Origin of the sequence: Pseudomonas sp. KCJK9111 (assembly GCF_046231935.1) — a bacterium.
In the GTDB taxonomy this organism is placed as follows: domain Bacteria; phylum Pseudomonadota; class Gammaproteobacteria; order Pseudomonadales; family Pseudomonadaceae; genus Aquipseudomonas; species Aquipseudomonas parafulva_B.
Window position 1 is genome coordinate 26191 of sequence record NZ_JBJJMO010000041.1, and the last position, 17124, is coordinate 43314.

16 protein-coding genes are annotated in these 17124 nt (G+C 60.1%); 8 read left to right on the forward strand and 8 right to left on the reverse strand.

Features of this window, described 5'->3' with window-relative positions:
- Positions 1-3: 3 nt before the first annotated feature.
- The 3 genes from ACK59L_RS14600 to gpmI all read right to left on the reverse strand — a co-directional run bounded on the left by ACK59L_RS14600 (position 4) and on the right by gpmI (position 4354).
- Entirely contained in the window at positions 4-1320 is a 1317-nt protein-coding gene (locus tag ACK59L_RS14600; protein WP_058604251.1) for a S41 family peptidase, read from the reverse strand.
- 76 nt (positions 1321-1396) lie between these two features.
- Positions 1397-2698, reverse strand: a complete 1302-nt coding sequence (locus ACK59L_RS14605; RefSeq protein ID WP_058639159.1) for a murein hydrolase activator EnvC — start codon at positions 2696-2698, stop codon at positions 1397-1399.
- A 120-nt stretch (positions 2699-2818) separates the two neighbouring features.
- Positions 2819-4354, reverse strand: a complete 1536-nt coding sequence (gpmI, locus tag ACK59L_RS14610) for a 2,3-bisphosphoglycerate-independent phosphoglycerate mutase (protein ID WP_144967523.1) — start codon at positions 4352-4354, stop codon at positions 2819-2821.
- Between the two features lie 207 nt (positions 4355-4561).
- Between gpmI and ACK59L_RS14615 the strand changes: the two genes are divergently transcribed.
- The 3 genes from ACK59L_RS14615 to secB are packed head-to-tail and all read left to right on the forward strand — an operon-like array spanning position 4562 to position 5758.
- A complete protein-coding gene (locus tag ACK59L_RS14615; RefSeq protein ID WP_023532978.1) occupies positions 4562-4975 on the forward strand; it encodes a rhodanese-like domain-containing protein in 414 nt (137 codons plus the stop codon).
- A gap of 1 nt (position 4976) precedes the next feature.
- Positions 4977-5231 carry a glutaredoxin 3 gene (gene grxC, locus ACK59L_RS14620; protein WP_409274409.1) on the forward strand — a complete coding sequence of 85 codons (255 nt, stop codon included), beginning with the start codon at positions 4977-4979 and terminating at the stop codon, positions 5229-5231.
- 41 nt (positions 5232-5272) lie between these two features.
- Positions 5273-5758 carry a protein-export chaperone SecB gene (gene secB, locus ACK59L_RS14625; protein ID WP_023532907.1) on the forward strand — a complete coding sequence of 162 codons (486 nt, stop codon included), beginning with the start codon at positions 5273-5275 and terminating at the stop codon, positions 5756-5758.
- Between the two features lie 103 nt (positions 5759-5861).
- On the opposite strand, the gene trmL is transcribed toward secB, so the two are convergent.
- Positions 5862-6323 carry a tRNA (uridine(34)/cytosine(34)/5-carboxymethylaminomethyluridine(34)-2'-O)-methyltransferase TrmL gene (gene trmL, locus ACK59L_RS14630; RefSeq protein ID WP_058604254.1) on the reverse strand — a complete coding sequence of 154 codons (462 nt, stop codon included), beginning with the start codon at positions 6321-6323 and terminating at the stop codon, positions 5862-5864.
- Here trmL and ACK59L_RS14635 point away from each other — a divergent pair.
- Complete coding sequence (locus ACK59L_RS14635; RefSeq protein WP_409274412.1) at positions 6322-6759, forward strand: hypothetical protein; 438 nt, start codon at positions 6322-6324, stop codon at positions 6757-6759. The two genes, trmL and ACK59L_RS14635, sit on opposite strands and share 2 nt — an antisense overlap.
- A gap of 300 nt (positions 6760-7059) precedes the next feature.
- Here the strand turns inward: ACK59L_RS14635 and ntrC are convergent, their stop codons facing one another.
- The 4 genes from ntrC to glnA all read right to left on the reverse strand — a co-directional run bounded on the left by ntrC (position 7060) and on the right by glnA (position 11933).
- Positions 7060-8496, reverse strand: a complete 1437-nt coding sequence (gene ntrC / locus ACK59L_RS14640) for a nitrogen regulation protein NR(I) (protein ID WP_058604256.1) — start codon at positions 8494-8496, stop codon at positions 7060-7062.
- The gene (gene glnL, locus ACK59L_RS14645) at positions 8493-9578 is read right to left on the reverse strand and encodes a nitrogen regulation protein NR(II) (RefSeq protein WP_058604257.1); all 1086 of its coding nucleotides are present in this window, start codon (positions 9576-9578) and stop codon (positions 8493-8495) included. The genes ntrC and glnL overlap by 4 nt, the downstream gene beginning before the upstream one ends.
- 254 nt (positions 9579-9832) lie before the next feature.
- Positions 9833-10375: a chorismate mutase gene (locus ACK59L_RS14650; protein WP_409274415.1), complete on the reverse strand. Its 543-nt coding sequence runs from the start codon at positions 10373-10375 to the stop codon at positions 9833-9835.
- 151 nt (positions 10376-10526) lie between these two features.
- Positions 10527-11933 (reverse strand): type I glutamate--ammonia ligase, encoded by a 1407-nt coding sequence (gene glnA, locus ACK59L_RS14655; RefSeq protein WP_023532915.1) that lies wholly within the window; start codon positions 11931-11933, stop codon positions 10527-10529.
- A 469-nt stretch (positions 11934-12402) separates the two neighbouring features.
- Here glnA and thiI point away from each other — a divergent pair, with 469 nt between their 5' ends.
- From thiI to ACK59L_RS14675, 4 genes are all read left to right on the forward strand, one after another.
- Entirely contained in the window at positions 12403-13857 is a 1455-nt protein-coding gene (gene thiI / locus ACK59L_RS14660; RefSeq protein ID WP_409274417.1) for a tRNA uracil 4-sulfurtransferase ThiI, read from the forward strand.
- Positions 13858-13983: 126 nt separating this feature from the next.
- Positions 13984-15804 (forward strand): translational GTPase TypA, encoded by a 1821-nt coding sequence (typA, locus tag ACK59L_RS14665; protein ID WP_023532979.1) that lies wholly within the window; start codon positions 13984-13986, stop codon positions 15802-15804.
- 354 nt (positions 15805-16158) lie between these two features.
- Positions 16159-16674, forward strand: coding sequence for a 2OG-Fe(II) oxygenase (locus ACK59L_RS14670; RefSeq protein ID WP_409274420.1), 516 nt, complete (start codon positions 16159-16161; stop codon positions 16672-16674).
- A 30-nt stretch (positions 16675-16704) separates the two neighbouring features.
- Complete coding sequence (locus ACK59L_RS14675) at positions 16705-17124, forward strand: hypothetical protein (protein WP_409274422.1); 420 nt, start codon at positions 16705-16707, stop codon at positions 17122-17124.

Genomic DNA, 17124 nt, shown 5'->3' on the forward strand with positions numbered 1-17124 from the left:
GGCTCAGCTGCCTTTGGTGATGTTCAGGCCCTTGAGCAGGCTCAGGGCCTGGCTCAGCTGGAAGTCGTTGTCCTGCGGCCGCTCCTTGCGCTTGCTGCTGCCGGTGGGACGGTCGGCGCCCCCATTGCCGTTGCCCAGGTGCCCCTGCAGGTCGGCTTCCTTGAAGTTGTCGTTGTCCGCTTCGGCCGTAAGCTTGGCCTGGCGGACCTCGATGTCCGGCACGATACCCTGGGCCTGGATGGAGCGACCGTTGGGGGTGAAGTACAGGGCAGTGGTCAGCTTCAGGGCACGGTCGTTGGCCAGGGGCAGCACGGTCTGGACCGAGCCCTTGCCAAAACTGTCGGTGCCCATCAGCACGCCGCGCTTCTGGTCTTGCAAGGCGCCCGCGACGATTTCCGAGGCCGAGGCGCTGCCGCCGTTGATCAGCACCACCAGTGGCACACCTTCGCTGGCATCGGCAGGGTCAGCCGAGAAGCGCAGCTCGGAATTGGCGATCCGCCCTTTGGTGTACACGATCAGGCCCTTGGTCAGGAAGTGGTCAGCCACTTCCACCGCCGACTGCAACACGCCCCCCGGGTTGTTGCGCAGGTCCAGGATCACGCCACGCAGCTTCTTGCCGTTGTCCTTGCGCAGCTTGGCCAAGGCCTTGCCCACTTCGTCGCCGGTCTTGACCTGGAACTGGGTGATGCGGATATAGCCGTAGTCGTTCTCGAGCAGTTGGCTCTTGACGCTTTTAACCTGAATGACTGCACGAGCAAGGGTCACATCGAACGGCGTACCCCCATCGCGCACCAACGTCAGGGTGATCTTGTCGCCCACCTTGCCGCGCATCTTGTCCACGGCCTCGGTCATGGTCTGGCCGCGTGTCGGTGCGCCGTTGATCTTCACGATCAAGTCGCCCGCCTGCACGCCGGCCTTGGACGCTGGGGTGTCATCGATGGGCGAGACCACCTTGATGAAACCGTCTTCCTGGCCGACTTCGATGCCCAGGCCGCCAAACTCACCGCTGGTACTTTCCTGAAGCTCCTGGAAGTCTTCAGGGCCCAGGTAGGCCGAGTGAGGATCGAGGTTGCTGAGCATGCCTTTGATGGCGTTTTCCAGCAGCGTCTTGTCATCGACAGGCTCGACGTAAGCCGCCTTGATACGGTCCATGACCTCGGCGAAGGTGCGCAGCTCTTCAAGCGGCAGCGGCGCTTTGGCAGTGACCTCGGTGACGGGCACGGCAGCCGCCTTGGCAGGCTCTGCAGCAATGGCCAGGGGTGCGCCGACCGCCAGGGCGATGGACAGGGCCAGCTGGGTAAGACGGGGCGAGTGCAGCATGTCGAACGAACTCCTGATCCTGTAGACGCTCCCTTCGGAGCATGGGCACAGCACACGCTGCGCCACATAAGTTTGACTAGCCGCGGCACCACTGGGAGGGGTCGGAAGGCCGGCCCTGCTGGCGGATGGCGAAATACAGACCGGCAGCCTCCTGGCCACCGCTATCGCCGACTGTCGAAATAGCTTCGCCCGCCTTGACGACGTCTCCGGCGCTCTTGAGCAGGCTCTGGTTGTGGCCATAAAGGCTCAAGTAACCATTGCCGTGGTCGAGAATGACCAGAAGGCCGGCGCCACGCAACCAGTCGGCGAACACCACACGGCCGCCATGGACAGCCCGTACCTGGGTACCGGGGTTGGCACTGATCATCACCCCGTCCCACTTGGCGCGTGAATCACCGCCACGGGCATCCCCGAAGCGTGCCAGCAATCGACCATTGACGGGCCATGGAAGTTTTCCGCGGGACGCAGAAAATGCGCCGCCATAACTGGCACCGTCGCTCGAAACCATGGGGCCGAGGGTCGCGCGGGCCTTGCGAGGTGGCTCGACTGGCTCGGGCGCCTTGTCACGGGCTGCGGCGGCGAGTGCCTCTTGCTGGCGGCGTTTTTCCGCCTCCTGCTGGGCCAGCAGTGCGCGTTGGCGTGCCTGCTCGGCTTCACGCGCCTGGCGGGCCAGGGTTTCCTCGATTGTCTTGAGTACCTTGGAAAGGTCGGCCTGGTCCTGCTCGCGGGCGCGCAGCTTCTGGTCGCGGTCCTTCACATCGCCGTTGAGCTTTGCCAGCACCTCGCGGCGCTTGCCTCGTTCGACTTCCAGCGCCTGGCGGCGGGTATCGAGGTCGGCGCGCTGGGCCAGCAATTGCGCTTGCTGGTTGCCGATGTCACGTTCGACACCGGCCAGTTGGCGCAGGGTGTCATTGAAGGCGCGCAGTTGCTCCAGGCGCGCCTTGCTCAGGTAGTCGTAGTAGGTGAGTGTTCGCGCGAATTTTTCGGGGTTCTGCTGGTTGAGCAGCAGCTTGAGGTATTCCTCACGGCCGTTCTGATAGGCCGAACGGGCCTGGATGGCAATCAGCCGCTGTTGTTCAACGCGGGCGCTCTGGAGTTTTTTTTTCTCGGTATCAAGGCGCTCCAGCTCGCCCTCGGTCTTTTTTAGTTGCTGCTGCAGGGCCTCCACCTGCTTCTCCAGGTTGCCGATGTCGGTTTCGGTGGCCTTCAGGTCTTTCTGCACGCCGGCCTTTTCTTCCTGGAGCTTGCCCAAGGTTTTCTTGAGCTCGGCGATGTCCTGGCGGGTGGCGTCCAGTTGCTGCTGGGTCTGTGCGCGCTCGTCGGCGAACGCCGGGGTGAGCAGGCAAGACAAGGCGAGAAGGATCAGGGCGCGAAGCATGGGTTTGGCATACCGGGGATGGAGACTGGCCTAGTATGAATGAGCGGCAGGCTGCACGCTACACGCCACAGGAAAGGGCCGCGAACTGGCCCGTGCTTCCTGTGGCGTGTGGCATGACTGTCAGGCGTCGATCAGGATGGACGTGCCTGTCATCTCGGCAGGCTTCTCCAGCCCCAGCAGCTTGAGCATGGTCGGTGCCACGTCTGCCAGCACTCCGCCTTCGCGGACCTTGAGGTTGCGCTTGCCTACATAGATGAACGGCACCGGCTCGGTGGTGTGCGCGGTGTGCGCCTGGCCGGTGGATTCGTCTTCCATCTGCTCGACGTTGCCATGGTCGGCCGTGATCAGTGCTTCGCCACCGACCTTGTCCAGCGCCGCGACGATGCGGCCCATGCAGCCATCCAGGGCCTCGACGGCCTTGACTGCGGCATCGAACACACCGGTATGGCCAACCATGTCGCCATTCGCGTAGTTCACCACGATCACGTCATGACGCTGCTGCTCGATGGCTTCGACGATACGGTCGGTGACTTCGGGCGCGCTCATTTCCGGCTGCAGGTCATAAGTAGCGACCTTGGGCGATGGAATGAGGATACGCTCTTCGCCTTCGAATGGTTCTTCGCGCCCGCCCGAGAAGAAGAAGGTGACATGCGCGTACTTTTCGGTTTCGGCGATGCGCAGCTGGGTCTTGCCATTGTTCGCCAGGTATTCGCCCAGCACGTTGTGCAGGCTGGCCGGCGCGAAGGCGGCCGGCGCCGGGATCTTGGCCGAATACTGGGTCAGGCCGATGTACGCCGCCACTTTCGGCAGACGCGCGCGCGGGAATTCGTTGAAGTCCGGCTCGACGAACACGCGCGACAGCTCGCGGGCGCGGTCGGCGCGGAAGTTCATGAAAATCACCGCATCGCCGTCTTCGACCTTGACGGGCTCGCCGATGCGCGTGGCCTTGACGAACTCATCACTCTCATCGCGGGCGTAGGCTGCTTCGAGACCGGCCAGGGCAGTGTCGGCAGTGTATTGCGCGTCACTGTCTACGATCAGGTTGTAAGCGGCGCTCACCCGGTCCCAGCGGTTGTCGCGGTCCATGGCGAAGTAGCGGCCGATAAGGCTGGCGATGCGGCCTTTGCCCAACCGGGCGAACGTGGCATCGAGCAGTTCGATGGAGGACTGGGCGCTGCGCGGCGGGGTGTCGCGGCCATCGAGGAAGGCGTGCAGGTAGATTTTTTCGGCCCCACGCTGCGCAGCCAGCTCAGCCATGGCAACGAGATGGTCCTGGTGGCTGTGAACGCCACCGTCGGACAGCAGGCCGAGAATGTGCACGGCCTTGCCAGCGCCCGCCGCCGCATCGACCGCACCGGTGAGCACCGGGTTGGTGAAGAACTCGCCGTCACGGATGGCCTTGGTGACGCGGGTGAAGTCCTGGTAAACGACGCGCCCGGCGCCCAGGTTCATGTGGCCGACCTCGGAGTTGCCCATCTGGCCATCCGGCAGGCCGACATCCATGCCCGAACCGGAAATCAGGCCGTGCGGCTGGGTAGCCTGCAAGCGGTCGTACACCGGCGTGTTGGCGGCGTGGATGGCATTGTACTCAGGGCTTTCGCTGTAACCGAAGCCGTCCAGGATGATCAGGACCAGGGGTTTGGGCGTGCTCGTCATCAATCAAACTCACGGTTGTTCAAAGATGATAAAGACACGCATTTTAGGGCAAATGCGCCGGTGTGGTCGAATAATCGTCCTCAAGCCCGACCGGCGCACCCTCACGGCATTGTGTAACGGCACTTGCTCCGCGGCCCGGTCAGGCTTTGGTGGCACCGGGCTGGTGTGTATACTGGCCGGCATTTTCAATCGCGTGGAACACCCCAGATGGTTGCTAACCTGATTCAATTCGCGACAAACCACTACCTCCTGGTGGCGATCTTCGTCGTTCTGCTGGCTGCGTTGCTCGTCAACGAAATCCGCCGTGGCGGGCAGAGCCTGAGCAATGGGCAACTCACCGCCCTGGTCAACGCCGACAAAGGCCTGGTCATCGATATTCGCCCGGCCAAGGAATATGCTGCCGGTCACATCGTCGGTGCGCTCAGCATCCCCCAGGACAAGCTGGCCACCCGCATGACCGAGCTTGAAAAGCACAAGGACAAGACCCTGATCGTGGTGGACGCGATGGGTCAACATGCCGGCACCGTGTGCCGCGACCTGCTCAAGGCTGGTTACAACGCTGCCAAACTCAGCGGTGGCGTTTCCAGCTGGAAAGCCGACAACCTGCCTTTGGTGAAGTGATATGAAACCTGTCATCGTCTATTCCAGCGACTACTGCCCCTACTGCACGCGTGCCAAGTACCTGCTCAAAAGCAAGGGTGTGGCATTCGAGGAAATCAAGGTCGATGGCAAGCCGCAGGTTCGCGCTGAAATGACCCAGAAGGCCGGTCGCACCTCCGTGCCGCAAATCTGGATCGGCAGCACCCACGTCGGTGGCTGCGATGAACTGTATGCCTTGGAGCGCGCCGGTAAGCTCGACGCACTGCTTGCCGACTGATTTTTGCACTGCATTCCCAAACATTAGGATAAGGATCTGCCATGACTGACCAACAGACCACCGGCGCTGCTGCAGAAGACAACAGCCCTCAGTTCTCGATGCAGCGCATCTACGTGCGTGACTTGTCGTTCGAAGCCCCGAAAAGCCCGCAGATCTTCCGTCAGACCTGGGAGCCGAGCGTTGGGCTTGACCTGAACACCAAGCAAAAGGCCCTGGAAGGCGACTTCCACGAAGTGGTGCTGACCCTGTCGGTGACGGTCAAGAACGGTGACGAGGTCGCCTTCATCGCCGAAGTGCAGCAGGCGGGTATCTTCCTGATCAAGAACCTGGATGCCGAGTCGATGAGCCACACCTTGGGTGCGTTCTGCCCGAACATCCTCTTCCCGTATGCCCGCGAAACCCTGGACAGCCTGGTGACCCGTGGCTCGTTCCCGGCTTTGATGCTGTCGCCGGTCAACTTCGATGCGCTGTATGCGCAAGAAATGCAGCGCATGCAGGAAGCCGGCGAAGCACCCACCGTGCAGTGATCGCCCGCATCACGAAAAGCGCCCTTAGTGGCGCTTTTTGTTTGCCTGGTATAAAGCCTCTAGCAGGCCCCCGTGGGCTATTGCGCTGCTGCGTAGCGCTTTGTCAGCTGCCGGCAAACCCGTTCTGGCGCCAGGCTTCATAGACCGTCACCGCCACTGTGTTGGACAGGTTCAGGCTCCGGCAGCCGGGGCGCATGGGCAGTCGCAGCCGTTGTTCGGCAGGCAGGCTGTCCAGCACTTCAGTCGGCAGGCCGCGGCTTTCGGGGCCGAACAGAAACGCATCGCCTGGCTGGTAGGCCACTTCATGGAAAGGGTGCGAACCTTTGGTCGTGAAGGCGAAGAGCCGTGGCTGGCCCAGGCTTTCGAGGCAGTGCGCCAGGCTTGGGTGGCGCTTGAGCGTGGCATACTCGTGGTAATCGAGGCCTGCGCGGCGCAAGCGCTTGTCGTCCAGTTCGAAGCTGATGGGCTCGATCAAGTGCAGCGCGCACCCGCTGTTGGCGCACAGGCGAATGATGTTGCCCGTATTGGGTGGAATTTCGGGTTGAAAAAGGATGACGTGAAACATGCACGGCTCCAAGCATGAAGATGGCGAGCATTCTACCCCTGAACCGGACGTGCGATCGAAAGCCTTCCCTCGGGTGATGCTTTCATTGGCGATTGTGGGTGTGATGATCGGCTTGATGATTGGCCGCCTGACCGCGCCCGTCGAGCGTGAGTTGCAGCAGGTGAGCGTGGCGCAAGACGGGTTGGTGTTGTGGTTCAACGCAGAACCCAAGCTGCATGGCGAGATTGTGGAAGGCACCGTGGCGTTGCTGTTTCAGGCCAAGGGCCGCCCTCAGCGAGGGCAGCTGACCGTGCGTGGCAAGCCGGTCAGCTGGCGAGTGCAGGACAGTCAGGAGGGCCTGCTGTTGACGGTGGTGGCTGCGCGTACGCTGCAGGGCCGCTGGTCCAGTGAAGAAGTATCTGGACGCTGGCGTGTGCAGGTGGACCTGCACGAATAAAAGAGGGGATTCCCGGCCTGCCTGTACCAAGGTCCCCGAAACGTGTGCGTGAGCGAATAAAAGAGGGGTTACCTGGCCTGCCTGTACCAGGGCCCCCGAAACTGGAGTTATTTGTCTTATTGCAGGTGCCGTGCCAACTTTTGAACCCTGTTAATGCGGGGTAAAAAGGGGAAAACGGCCAGTATGCGCGGCCATTTGTGCCTTCAGGCGGTGCGTGCGGCACAGCAACGGTGCACCTAACGCTCAAACTGAAAAGGGCCGCTAAGCGGCCCTTCTCTGGTGTTCAGCAGCAGTCGACGCCTAGTGGTCTTCACCCTCTTCCTCATCACCACCGGCGACGTTCATGCCCAGTTCCTTGATCTTGCGCGTCAAGGTGTTGCGACCCCATCCCAGCAACAATGCCGCATCTCGGCGCCGCCCTGCGGTGTGCTTGAGGGCCGTCTCGATCATGATGCGTTCGAAACTCGGTACGGCGCTGTCGAGCAGGCTGGTCTGCCCGCGCGCCAGTGCCTGGTCCGCCCACTGGCGCAGCGCTTGCTCCCAGTTGGTAACCGGCGCGGCATCCTGCGGCAGGTTCAACAACTCAGGTGGCAAATCGCCGATCAATACTTCACGGCTCGAAGCCATTACCGTGATCCAGCGGCAGGTGTTTTCCATCTGTCGCACGTTGCCCGGCCATGGCAGGTTGCGGATGAATTCCTCGGTCTCGGGCTTGAGTACCTTGGGTTCTACCGACAGCTCCTGGGCCGCCCTGGCCAGGAAATGGCGAGCAAGGGCGGGAATGTCTTCACGGCGATCTGCCAACCGAGGGATATGAATGCGAATGACGTTCAGGCGATGGAACAGGTCTTCGCGGAACTTGCCGGCCTGCACCAGCGCCTCCAGGTTCTGGTGGGTCGCTGCAATGATGCGCACATCGACCTTGACCGGAATGTGGCCGCCGACGCGATAGAACTCGCCGTCGGCCAGCACGCGCAGCAGGCGCGTCTGGGTATCGGCCGGCATGTCGCCGATTTCATCGAGAAACAGTGTGCCGCCGTCCGCTTGCTCGAAGCGTCCTCGACGCAGGTTGGCCGCGCCAGTGAAAGCGCCTTTTTCATGGCCAAACAGCTCCGACTCCATCAGGTCCTTGGGGATCGCCGCCATGTTCAAGGCGATGAAAGGTGCGGCTGCACGCGGGCTGTGCCGATGCAGTGCGTGGGCGACCAGCTCCTTGCCCGTACCGGACTCGCCATTGATCAGTACGGTGATGTTGGAATGGCTCAGGCGCCCGATGGCACGGAACACCTCCTGCATTGCCGGTGCTTCACCGATGATTTCAGGCGTGCGCGCCAGGTTTTGCGGCACCTCCAACCCTTGCTGCTCTTGGGCGTGCTGGTTGGCACGCTTGACCAGGGCAACCGCCTCATCCACATCGAAAGGTTTGGGCAAATACTCGAAAGCGCCGCCTTGATACGACGCTACGGCGCTGTCCAGGTCCGAGTGTGCGGTCATGATGATGACCGGCAGGCGAGGGTGCTGGTCGCGTATCTGCGCCAACAACTCCAGGCCACTGGAGCCAGGCATGCGGATGTCGGAAATGATCACGTCTGGCTGCTGACGGGCCAGGCGGCCCATGACGCCCTCGGCGCTGTCGAAGCTCTGGGTGGTCATCCCTTCCTGTTGCAGGGCTTTTTCAAGGACCCAGCGAATGGAGCGATCATCGTCGACGATCCATACGGTTTCACTTCGGCTCATGAGGCGGTGGCTCCTTGTTCCAGGGGCAGATAGATTGAGAAGGCGGTGTGGCCTGCGTGGCTTTCACACTCGATCAGCCCCTGGTGCTGGCTGATGATGTTTTGGGTAATGGCCAGGCCCAGGCCGGTACCGTCCGGGCGACCACTGACCATGGGGTAGAAGAGGGTGTCCTGCAGCTCGGCAGGGATGCCAGGGCCGTTGTCGATGATCTCGACGCGTGCCACCAGGCGATGGCGTACATGACCGATGGTGAACTGGCGCAGTGCCCGGCTGCGCAAGGTGATGCGGCCCAGGCGCAGCTCATTTTGCGAGCTGATGGCCTGCATGGCGTTGCGCACGATGTTGAGCACCGCCTGGATCATCTGTTCGCGGTCGATCAGCACGTCCGGAAGGCTGGGGTCATAGTCGCGCACCAGGGTGATGCAGCCCTGGCTTTCGGCCTCCACCAGGCTGCATACCCGCTCCAGCACCTCGTGGATATTGGTCATGGCCAGCGACGGCAGCTTGTTCGAGCCCAGCATGCGATCGACCAGGTTTCGCAGGCGGTCAGCTTCCTCGATGATCACGTTGGTGTAATCGCGCAAGCTCTCTTCGGGCAGCTGACGCGCCAGCAATTGTGCTGCACCGCGAATACCGCCCAACGGGTTCTTGATCTCATGGGCCAGGCCGCGTACCAGCATCTTGGTGGTCTCCTGCTTGCTCAGCTGGGCTTCTTCCTTGGTAATGCGCAGCAGGCGATCGCGCGGGTGGACCTCCAGCAACAGCAAGGTCTGGCCCAGGTGCAGGATTGGTGTGACGGCATAGTCCACCGTGATGGTCTGCCCCGTCAGCGAGGTCAACTGGGCTTCACGCTTGGTGAAGGGGTGCGCCTGCTCCACGGCCTGGCGCAGCGAACTCAACGCTTCGGTGGACTCGGTGAACAGTTCGCTGATGAACTGCCCGTGGCTGCGCTGGCCACTGACGGCTAGCAGCATTTCGGCGGCCGGGTTCATATACTCCAGCCGCAGCTCGGCATTGAGCAGCAGCGTGGCCGTGGTCAGGTTGTCCAGAAGCAGACGGTGTTGTGCATCGCTGATGGTCATGGTGCGGCGTCGACCTCTTTCGGTGCTTGCTGGCAAAGAAGGCGCGCGGTGCGCGACACATCCAGTGGTGGCTGTTGGTCTGGAAATGCAAGAAACAAACCAAGGCGCCGAAAAGAGGCAGATTCGACAGGATCCTGTGAGTTTTAGCCCAGATTCGCACCAGAAGACACTGCATTAACGTTTCAGGTGCCTCATTATGGCTTGAATCGCGGTGCGGCCAAGGAATTGCTGCACCATTTTGGAGCATAGGGTGTTTAAGACGGATCGCAAAGCTGGCCAGTTGCCCTGATCATGCCCTGCTTCATCAGCGCTGCACTTGGCCGGCTCGCAATAGCGGTGGCCACGCTTCGTGCGCAGGCCTGACCGTCCTGACGCCTGAATGCGGCGAGCTGTTCAAGCAACTGACCTTCTAGCCTGTCCAGCTTCGGGCGAATGACAGTCTGCAGATCCGCCCGAAGGTTGTCTGGCGCCCGCCCTGCCAGGCGCCATTGGTGAAGCAGGGTGTACTGCACAAGCTTGTTGGCTTCTATCTGGTCGGCAAAAAAGGCTTCGGCATCGTGCGGGGCCAGGCCCAGCCCGGGCGCGGCCACCTGCACGCGCGCCAAGACTGCTTGCTCGCGGTCAGTGGCTTGCACGGGTTGCTCTTTGTCCCATTTGTGCAGGGCAACGGCCTGTGCAATGGCCAGGCGCTGCTCAATGGTATCTAGCAACGGCTCAAGAGCAGGGTGCCGCGGTGAAGCGGCGGTGCAGCCGCTCAAGCTGAACGCGGTGAGCAGGCAAAGCAGTCGATTGCGCATGGGGTGCCTCCTTAGGATGGAGGCTTGATTTTGAGAGGGAAGGGCAACGGATCGAGGTAGGCAGCTTCCGAAATGCTTGAAGTCCAAAACGCAAACGGCCTCCCAAGGGAGGCCGTTTCGATCGAGTCATCGGCGCCAGGCGCCGATCAGATCAGCAGCTGTAGTACAGCTCGTATTCAAGCGGGTGAACGAAGGTGCGGACCTTGATTTCTTCTTCGCTCTTGAGCTCGATGAACGCGTCGATGAAGTCGTCGGAGAAGACGCCGCCCTTGGTCAGGAACGCACGACCTTTGTCCAACTCTTCCAGCGCTTCTTTCAAGCTGCCGCACACCTGCGGGATGTCCTTGGCTTCTTCAGGCGGCAGGTCATACAGGTTTTTGTCGGCTGCATCGCCTGGGTGGATCTTGTTCTGGATGCCGTCCAGGCCAGCCATCAGCAAGGCCGCGAAGGCCAGGTATGGGTTGGCCGATGGGTCCGGGAAGCGCGCTTCGATACGGCGGGCTTTCGGGCTGCCAACATAGGGAATACGGATCGAAGCCGAACGGTTGCGCGCCGAGTAGGCCAGCATTACCGGTGCTTCGAAACCTGGGACCAGACGCTTGTACGAGTTGGTCGACGGGTTGGTGAAGCCGTTCAGGGCCTTACCGTGCTTGATGATGCCGCCGATGAAGTACAGGGCGGTGTCGGACAGGCCGGCATAGCCTTCACCTGCGAAGGTGTTCTTGCCGTCTTTCCAGATCGACATGTGCACGTGCATGCCCGAGCCGTTGTCGCCGTACAGCGGCTTTGGCATGAAGGTCGCGGTGCGGCCGTAGGCGTCGGCAACATTGTGCACGACATACTTGAGGGCCTGAACTTCGTCGGCCTTCTTCACCAGGGTGTTGAACTTGACGCCGATTTCGTTCTGGCCGGCAGTGGCCACTTCGTGGTGGTGCACTTCGACCAGTTGGCCCATTTCTTCCAGTGCATTGCACATGGCAGTACGGATTTCGTGGTCGTGGTCGAAGGGTGGCACGGGGAAGTAGCCACCTTTGACGCCTGGACGGTGGCCTTTGTTGCCGCCTTCGATATCGGCACCGGTCATCCACGAGCCTTGCTCGGAGAAGATCTTGAACATCGAGCCGGAGATGTCCGACTGGAACTTCACTTCGTCGAAGATGAAGAATTCAGGCTCTGGGCCGGCGAACACGGTGTCACCGATGCCAGTGCTCTTGAGGTATTCCTCTGCGCGCTTGGCGATCGCACGTGGGTCACGGTCGTAGCCCTGCATGCTCGACGGGTCGACGATGTCACAGGTGATGATCAGCGTCGGCTCTTCGGTGAACGGGTCCAGAACGGCAGTTTCGTCCACCGGCATCAGGATCATGTCGGAGGCTTCGATGCCTTTCCAGCCAGCGATGGAGGAACCGTCGAACATCTTGCCGACTTCGAAGAAGTCTTCGTCCAACGCATCACGCGCCGGCATGGTCACGTGGTGCTGAGTACCTTTGGTGTCCGTGAAACGCAGATCAATCCACTTGACGTCATGATCTTTGATGAGCTGAACCGACTTCGACATGTTGTCCTCCGGATGGTCTAGGGCACGGTTGGCCGCCGCCCTGGAAAAAGGGTGTTGCCGGGCGCGGATAGTCGGCCAAGCTTACCTGCCTCACAAGGGAGCAAATTGCATGCCAGTGCCCGAAAATGGCGAGGTCTGGACAGAAGGGGGCGTTTGTGGGCATCTGACTGGGGCTGCAGAAGCAAATATGCACCCTTACGATGCGATTTTTTTGAGCTTTGCACCAATTGGGTGCATTGGGTCGGGTAGTTGTGAACTGGGCCGTGTTCGACGTATGGGTTCAACTGGATGCAATGCGCCGTCTACCCCTAGCATGCTGATACCTCCTCAAGCCCCGAAGCACGGTGTCTGAAGCTGGTCTCCTGCATTTTTCTGCAAGCTTCTGCTCAAAAGTTGGTCAAATCCTGAGCAATTTCCGATATAATTCGCGCCCCTCATTTTCGGCAGGCCCTGCGCGCGCTGTAAACCAATGAAACTTATCGTCAAAGTCTTCCCAGAGATCACCATCAAGAGCCGGCCGGTGCGCAAGCGCTTCATCCGTCAGCTCGCCAAGAACATCCGCAACGTGCTCAAGGATCTGGATCCTGAGCTCGTGGTCGATGGGGTCTGGGACAACCTCGAGGTGGTCACCCGCATCGAGGACGAGAAGGTTCAGCGCGAGATCGTCGAGCGCCTGACCTGTACACCGGGTATCACCCACTTCCTGCAGGTCGAGGAGTACCCCCTGGGTGACTTCGACGACATCGTTGCCAAGTGCAAGCAGCACTTCGGTCACCTGCTGGCCGGCAAGCACTTTGCGGTGCGTTGCAAGCGCGGTGGGCACCACGACTTCACGTCGATGGACGTTGATCGCTACGTTGGCAGCCAGTTGCGCCAGCAGTGCGGTGCGGCCGGTATCACGTTGAAGAACCCGGATGTGCTGGTCCGCATCGAAATTCGCAACCAGCGCCTGTTCGTGATCCACAACCAGCACCAGGGGATCGGCGGTTACCCGCTGGGCGCCCTGGAGCAGACCCTGGTCTTGATGTCCGGCGGCTTCGACTCTACCGTGGCCGCCTACCAGATGATGCGTCGCGGCCTGATGACGCACTTCTGCTTCTTCAACCTCGGCGGACGTGCCCACGAACTGGGCGTGATGGAAGTGGCACACTTCCTTTGGAAGAAGTACGGCAGCAGCCAGCGCGTACTGTTCATCAGCGTGCCCTTCGAGGAAGTGGTCGGCGAAATCCTCAACAAGGTCGACAACAGCTACATGGGCGTCACCCTCAAACGCATGATGCTGCGCGCCGCGACGCGCATGGCCGAGCGCCTGGAGATCGATGCGCTGGTGACCGGCGAAGCCATATCCCAGGTGTCCAGCCAGACCCTGCCGAACCTGTCGATCATCGACTCGGCCACCGACAAGCTGGTGCTGCGCCCTCTGCTGGCGACCCACAAGCAGGACATCATCGACCAGGCCAACGCCATCGGGACCGCCGATTTCGCCAAGCACATGCCCGAGTACTGCGGCGTGATTTCGGTGAACCCGACCACCCATGCCAAGCGTCACCGCATGGAGCACGAAGAAAAGCAGTTCGAGATGCAGGTGCTCGAGCGCGCCATCGAACGCGCCAAGTTCATCTCCATCGACCATGTGATCGATGAGCTGGGCAAGGACATCGAGATCGAAGAAGTGGCCGAGGCATTGCCGGGCCAGATCGTCATCGATATCCGCCACCCCGACGCCCAGGAGGACGAGCCTCTGGCGATCGACGGTATCGAAGTCCAGGCGCTTGCGTTCTATGCCATCAACAGCAAGTTCAAGCACCTGGACCCCACGCGCCAGTACTTGCTGTATTGCGACAAAGGTGTGATGAGCCGTCTGCACGCACACCACCTGCTCAGTGAGGGACATGCCAATGTGCGTGTTTATCGTCCGGCATAAGACGCCAGGGCTGTATGGCGGCAGCATCCGCCATCGCCCTCCCGACCTGCGGGCCCGCTGAGCCTCAAACGTACTTATTCGCCGCCTACACTGGCGGCAGCCGAATCCTCTGATCGAGATACAGTTGTGATCGAAAATCTGCGTAACATCGCCATCATCGCCCACGTTGACCATGGTAAAACCACCCTGGTCGACAAACTCCTGCGCCAGTCGGGCACGCTCGAGCGTAACGAGCTCAACGACGAGCGCGTGATGGACTCCAACGACCAGGAAAAAGAGCGCGGCATTACCATTCTGGCGAAGAACACCGCCATCAACTGGAACGGCTACCACATCAACATCGTCGACACCCCCGGCCACGCCGACTTCGGTGGCGAGGTTGAGCGTGTGATGTCGATGGTCGACTCCGTGCTGCTGCTGGTCGATGCTCAAGACGGCCCGATGCCACAGACCCGCTTCGTGACCAAGAAGGCGTTCGAAGCTGGCCTCAAGCCAATCGTGGTCATCAACAAGGTCGACCGTCCGGGCGCGCGTCCTGACTGGGTTCTGGACCAGATCTTCGATCTGTTCGACAACCTGGGCGCCACCGATGAGCAGCTGGACTTCAAAGTCGTCTACGCCTCGGCCCTGAACGGCATCGCCGGCCTGGACCACACCGACATGGCCGAAGACATGACCCCGCTGTACCAGTCGATCATCGACAACGTACCTGCGCCTTCGGTTGACCGTGACGGCCCGTTCCAGATGCAAATCTCGGCACTGGACTACAACAGCTTCCTCGGCGTGATCGGCGTTGGCCGCATCGCCCGTGGTCGCGTCAAGCCGAACACCCCGGTTGTCGCCATCGACACCAATGGCAAGAAGCGTAACGGTCGTATCCTGAAGCTGATGGGCCACCACGGTCTGCACCGCGTCGATGTCGAAGAAGCCCAGGCTGGCGACATCGTCTGCATCAGCGGTTTCGACGAGCTGTTCATCTCCGACACCCTGTGCGACCCAACCGCGGTCGAGGCGATGAAGCCACTGACCGTTGACGAGCCAACCGTATCCATGACCTTCCAGGTCAACGATTCGCCGTTCTGCGGCAAGGAAGGCAAGTTCGTCACCAGCCGGAACATCAAGGACCGTCTGGACAAGGAACTGCTGTACAACGTGGCCCTGCGCGTTCAGGAAACCGATTCCCCAGACAAGTTCAAGGTATCGGGCCGTGGCGAGCTGCACCTGTCGGTACTGATCGAAACCATGCGTCGCGAAGGCTTCGAGATGGCTGTGGGCCGTCCGGAAGTGATCATTCGTGAAGTCGACGGCGTCAAGCAAGAGCCGTTCGAAAACGTCACCATCGACATCCCTGAAGAATCCCAGGGCAAGGTCATGGAAGAGATGGGCTTGCGTAAGGGCGACCTGACCAACATGGTTCCGGATGGCAAGGGCCGTGTGCGCCTTGAGTACAACATCCCGGCCCGTGGCCTGATCGGCTTCCGTAACCAGTTCCTGACCCTGACCAACGGTGCAGGCATCCTGACCTCGATCTTCGATCGCTACGACACCATGAAGTCTGGCCAGATGTCCGGCCGTCTGAACGGTGTGCTGGTGTCGGTCGAGACTGGCAAGGCGCTGACCTATTCCCTGGAAACCCTGCAGGCGCGCGGCAAGCTGTTCGTCGAGCACGGTCAGGAAATCTACGGTGGTCAGATCATCGGCCTGAACAGCCGCGACAACGACCTGGGCGTGAACCCGACCAAAGGCAAGAAGCTCGACAACATGCGTGCTTCGGGCAAGGACGAAGTCATCGCCCTGGTTCCGCCAGTTCGCCACACCCTGGAACAGGCCCTGGAATTCATCCAGGACGACGAGCTGTGCGAAGTCACGCCTAAGTCGATCCGTCTGCGCAAGAAGATCCTGGACGAAGGCGAGCGTACCCGCGCTGCCAAGAAAGCCAAGAACTGAGTTAGCTCAGGCTCAATGAAAACGCCCCCGGTCGAAAGGCCGGGGGCGTTTTTTTATGTCCAATTCTGAGTCAATGCAAAAATAGGTGTTGCCTTTGATGTCTCGCGTGCGCTGTTCTTTTATCTTTATGCTCAGAAAATATTTATGACAACGGTAGGCGTTTAGGTAGGTGTCAGACCGAAAAATTAGTTTTAGACTGTGGAATACAGAAATCGTTATTAGAGCCAAATACTCTATCTCCGCTAGGGTAAGGTAAAGGCAGCCGCTGAGTACCTGCTTCCATGTGTGCGAAAGTCTAGAGGTGTTTTAGCTGACAGTCTCCAATCGCTAATTTGAGATCAGGAGATTGAAATCATGGCGGCATTGAATGTTTGCAGAGATATCTGTGTGGTTGATAATGGCATAACGGACGAAGAGCACACGAAAATACTCAAGCTCCTCACGGGCGCAACGTGGCGTTATGGCTGGCCCTATCCTTATGCTCCCCTTGATCGGCCATGTTGGCATAGTTTTATTGCTGGTACTCGCAGGAACGAGTTGGAAGATTGTGAACAAGAACTACGAGAGCGAACAGACTGGGGTTTCCTGGCGGATATCTGGGCGCGTATCAAAGCTGCGCACATGCCCTCGGCGACACTATTAGGTGTGTACGCCAATGGTCAAACCAGCAGTGAGTACTGGGCCACTTGCTGGGGTGGGGAGTTGGTGTTCTACGACGCTGACAAAGAAAGTATCGTCCTGTCGATACAGCCCAAGCCGAGGCGGGTTGTCGTTTTCAATGGGGAAGTACCGCATGCCGCTCGGGCACCTGGTGTGAGTTGTAACCGGCTGGGTATGAGCATCGCCTTCAAGACCCTGATAAGGGAGTAGCGAAAGATAGCCAAAACACTAGAAACTATCTTGGGCTACGTTGAGAAACCGGTGGCAGTGGGTGCAGCATCTACTTCCCTGACGGATCAGTACAATAACGACAAATCAGGGTTTGCTCTCGTGAACCAGAGTGCCCAGGCTGGCGCTGCGGTCGCAGGTGTAACATCAATTGTGAAACTGACTGCGGGTTTTACGCCCTTTCTCAATATCAAGGCTAATACGCTTGCGGCGACTACAGTATTTCTAAAAATTACTGCTCAGTACAAAACTGACAAGAATTTTGACCAAGGCGACGTCCTGAGCCTTGTTGGGAATGTTGCGGGGATTGTCGGTAGCGTAAGCCTGCTCGCTGGAGCTGGCACTCCCGCAGCCATTTTTACTACTGTAGGCGTTGGAGCTAATGCGTTGGGGGTTCTGAAGTCCGATGCGGCAAAAAATTTGTATCATTAA

Coding starts and splice junctions, on each gene's coding strand:
- ntrC (WP_058604256.1), bottom strand. CDS start 8,496: ATGAGCCGAAGTGAAACCGTATGGATCGTCGACGATGATCGCTCCATT.
- ACK59L_RS14670 (WP_409274420.1), top strand. CDS start 16,159: ATGGCGGCATTGAATGTTTGCAGAGATATCTGTGTGGTTGATAATGGC.
- ACK59L_RS14650 (WP_409274415.1), bottom strand. CDS start 10,375: ATGCGCAATCGACTGCTTTGCCTGCTCACCGCGTTCAGCTTGAGCGGC.
- secB (WP_023532907.1), top strand. CDS start 5,273: ATGACTGACCAACAGACCACCGGCGCTGCTGCAGAAGACAACAGCCCT.
- gpmI (WP_144967523.1), bottom strand. CDS start 4,354: ATGACGAGCACGCCCAAACCCCTGGTCCTGATCATCCTGGACGGCTTC.
- grxC (WP_409274409.1), top strand. CDS start 4,977: ATGAAACCTGTCATCGTCTATTCCAGCGACTACTGCCCCTACTGCACG.
- ACK59L_RS14615 (WP_023532978.1), top strand. CDS start 4,562: ATGGTTGCTAACCTGATTCAATTCGCGACAAACCACTACCTCCTGGTG.
- glnL (WP_058604257.1), bottom strand. CDS start 9,578: ATGACCATCAGCGATGCACAACACCGTCTGCTTCTGGACAACCTGACC.
- thiI (WP_409274417.1), top strand. CDS start 12,403: ATGAAACTTATCGTCAAAGTCTTCCCAGAGATCACCATCAAGAGCCGG.
- ACK59L_RS14600 (WP_058604251.1), bottom strand. CDS start 1,320: ATGCTGCACTCGCCCCGTCTTACCCAGCTGGCCCTGTCCATCGCCCTG.
- trmL (WP_058604254.1), bottom strand. CDS start 6,323: ATGTTTCACGTCATCCTTTTTCAACCCGAAATTCCACCCAATACGGGC.
- glnA (WP_023532915.1), bottom strand. CDS start 11,933: ATGTCGAAGTCGGTTCAGCTCATCAAAGATCATGACGTCAAGTGGATT.
- ACK59L_RS14605 (WP_058639159.1), bottom strand. CDS start 2,698: ATGCTTCGCGCCCTGATCCTTCTCGCCTTGTCTTGCCTGCTCACCCCG.
- ACK59L_RS14635 (WP_409274412.1), top strand. CDS start 6,322: ATGCACGGCTCCAAGCATGAAGATGGCGAGCATTCTACCCCTGAACCG.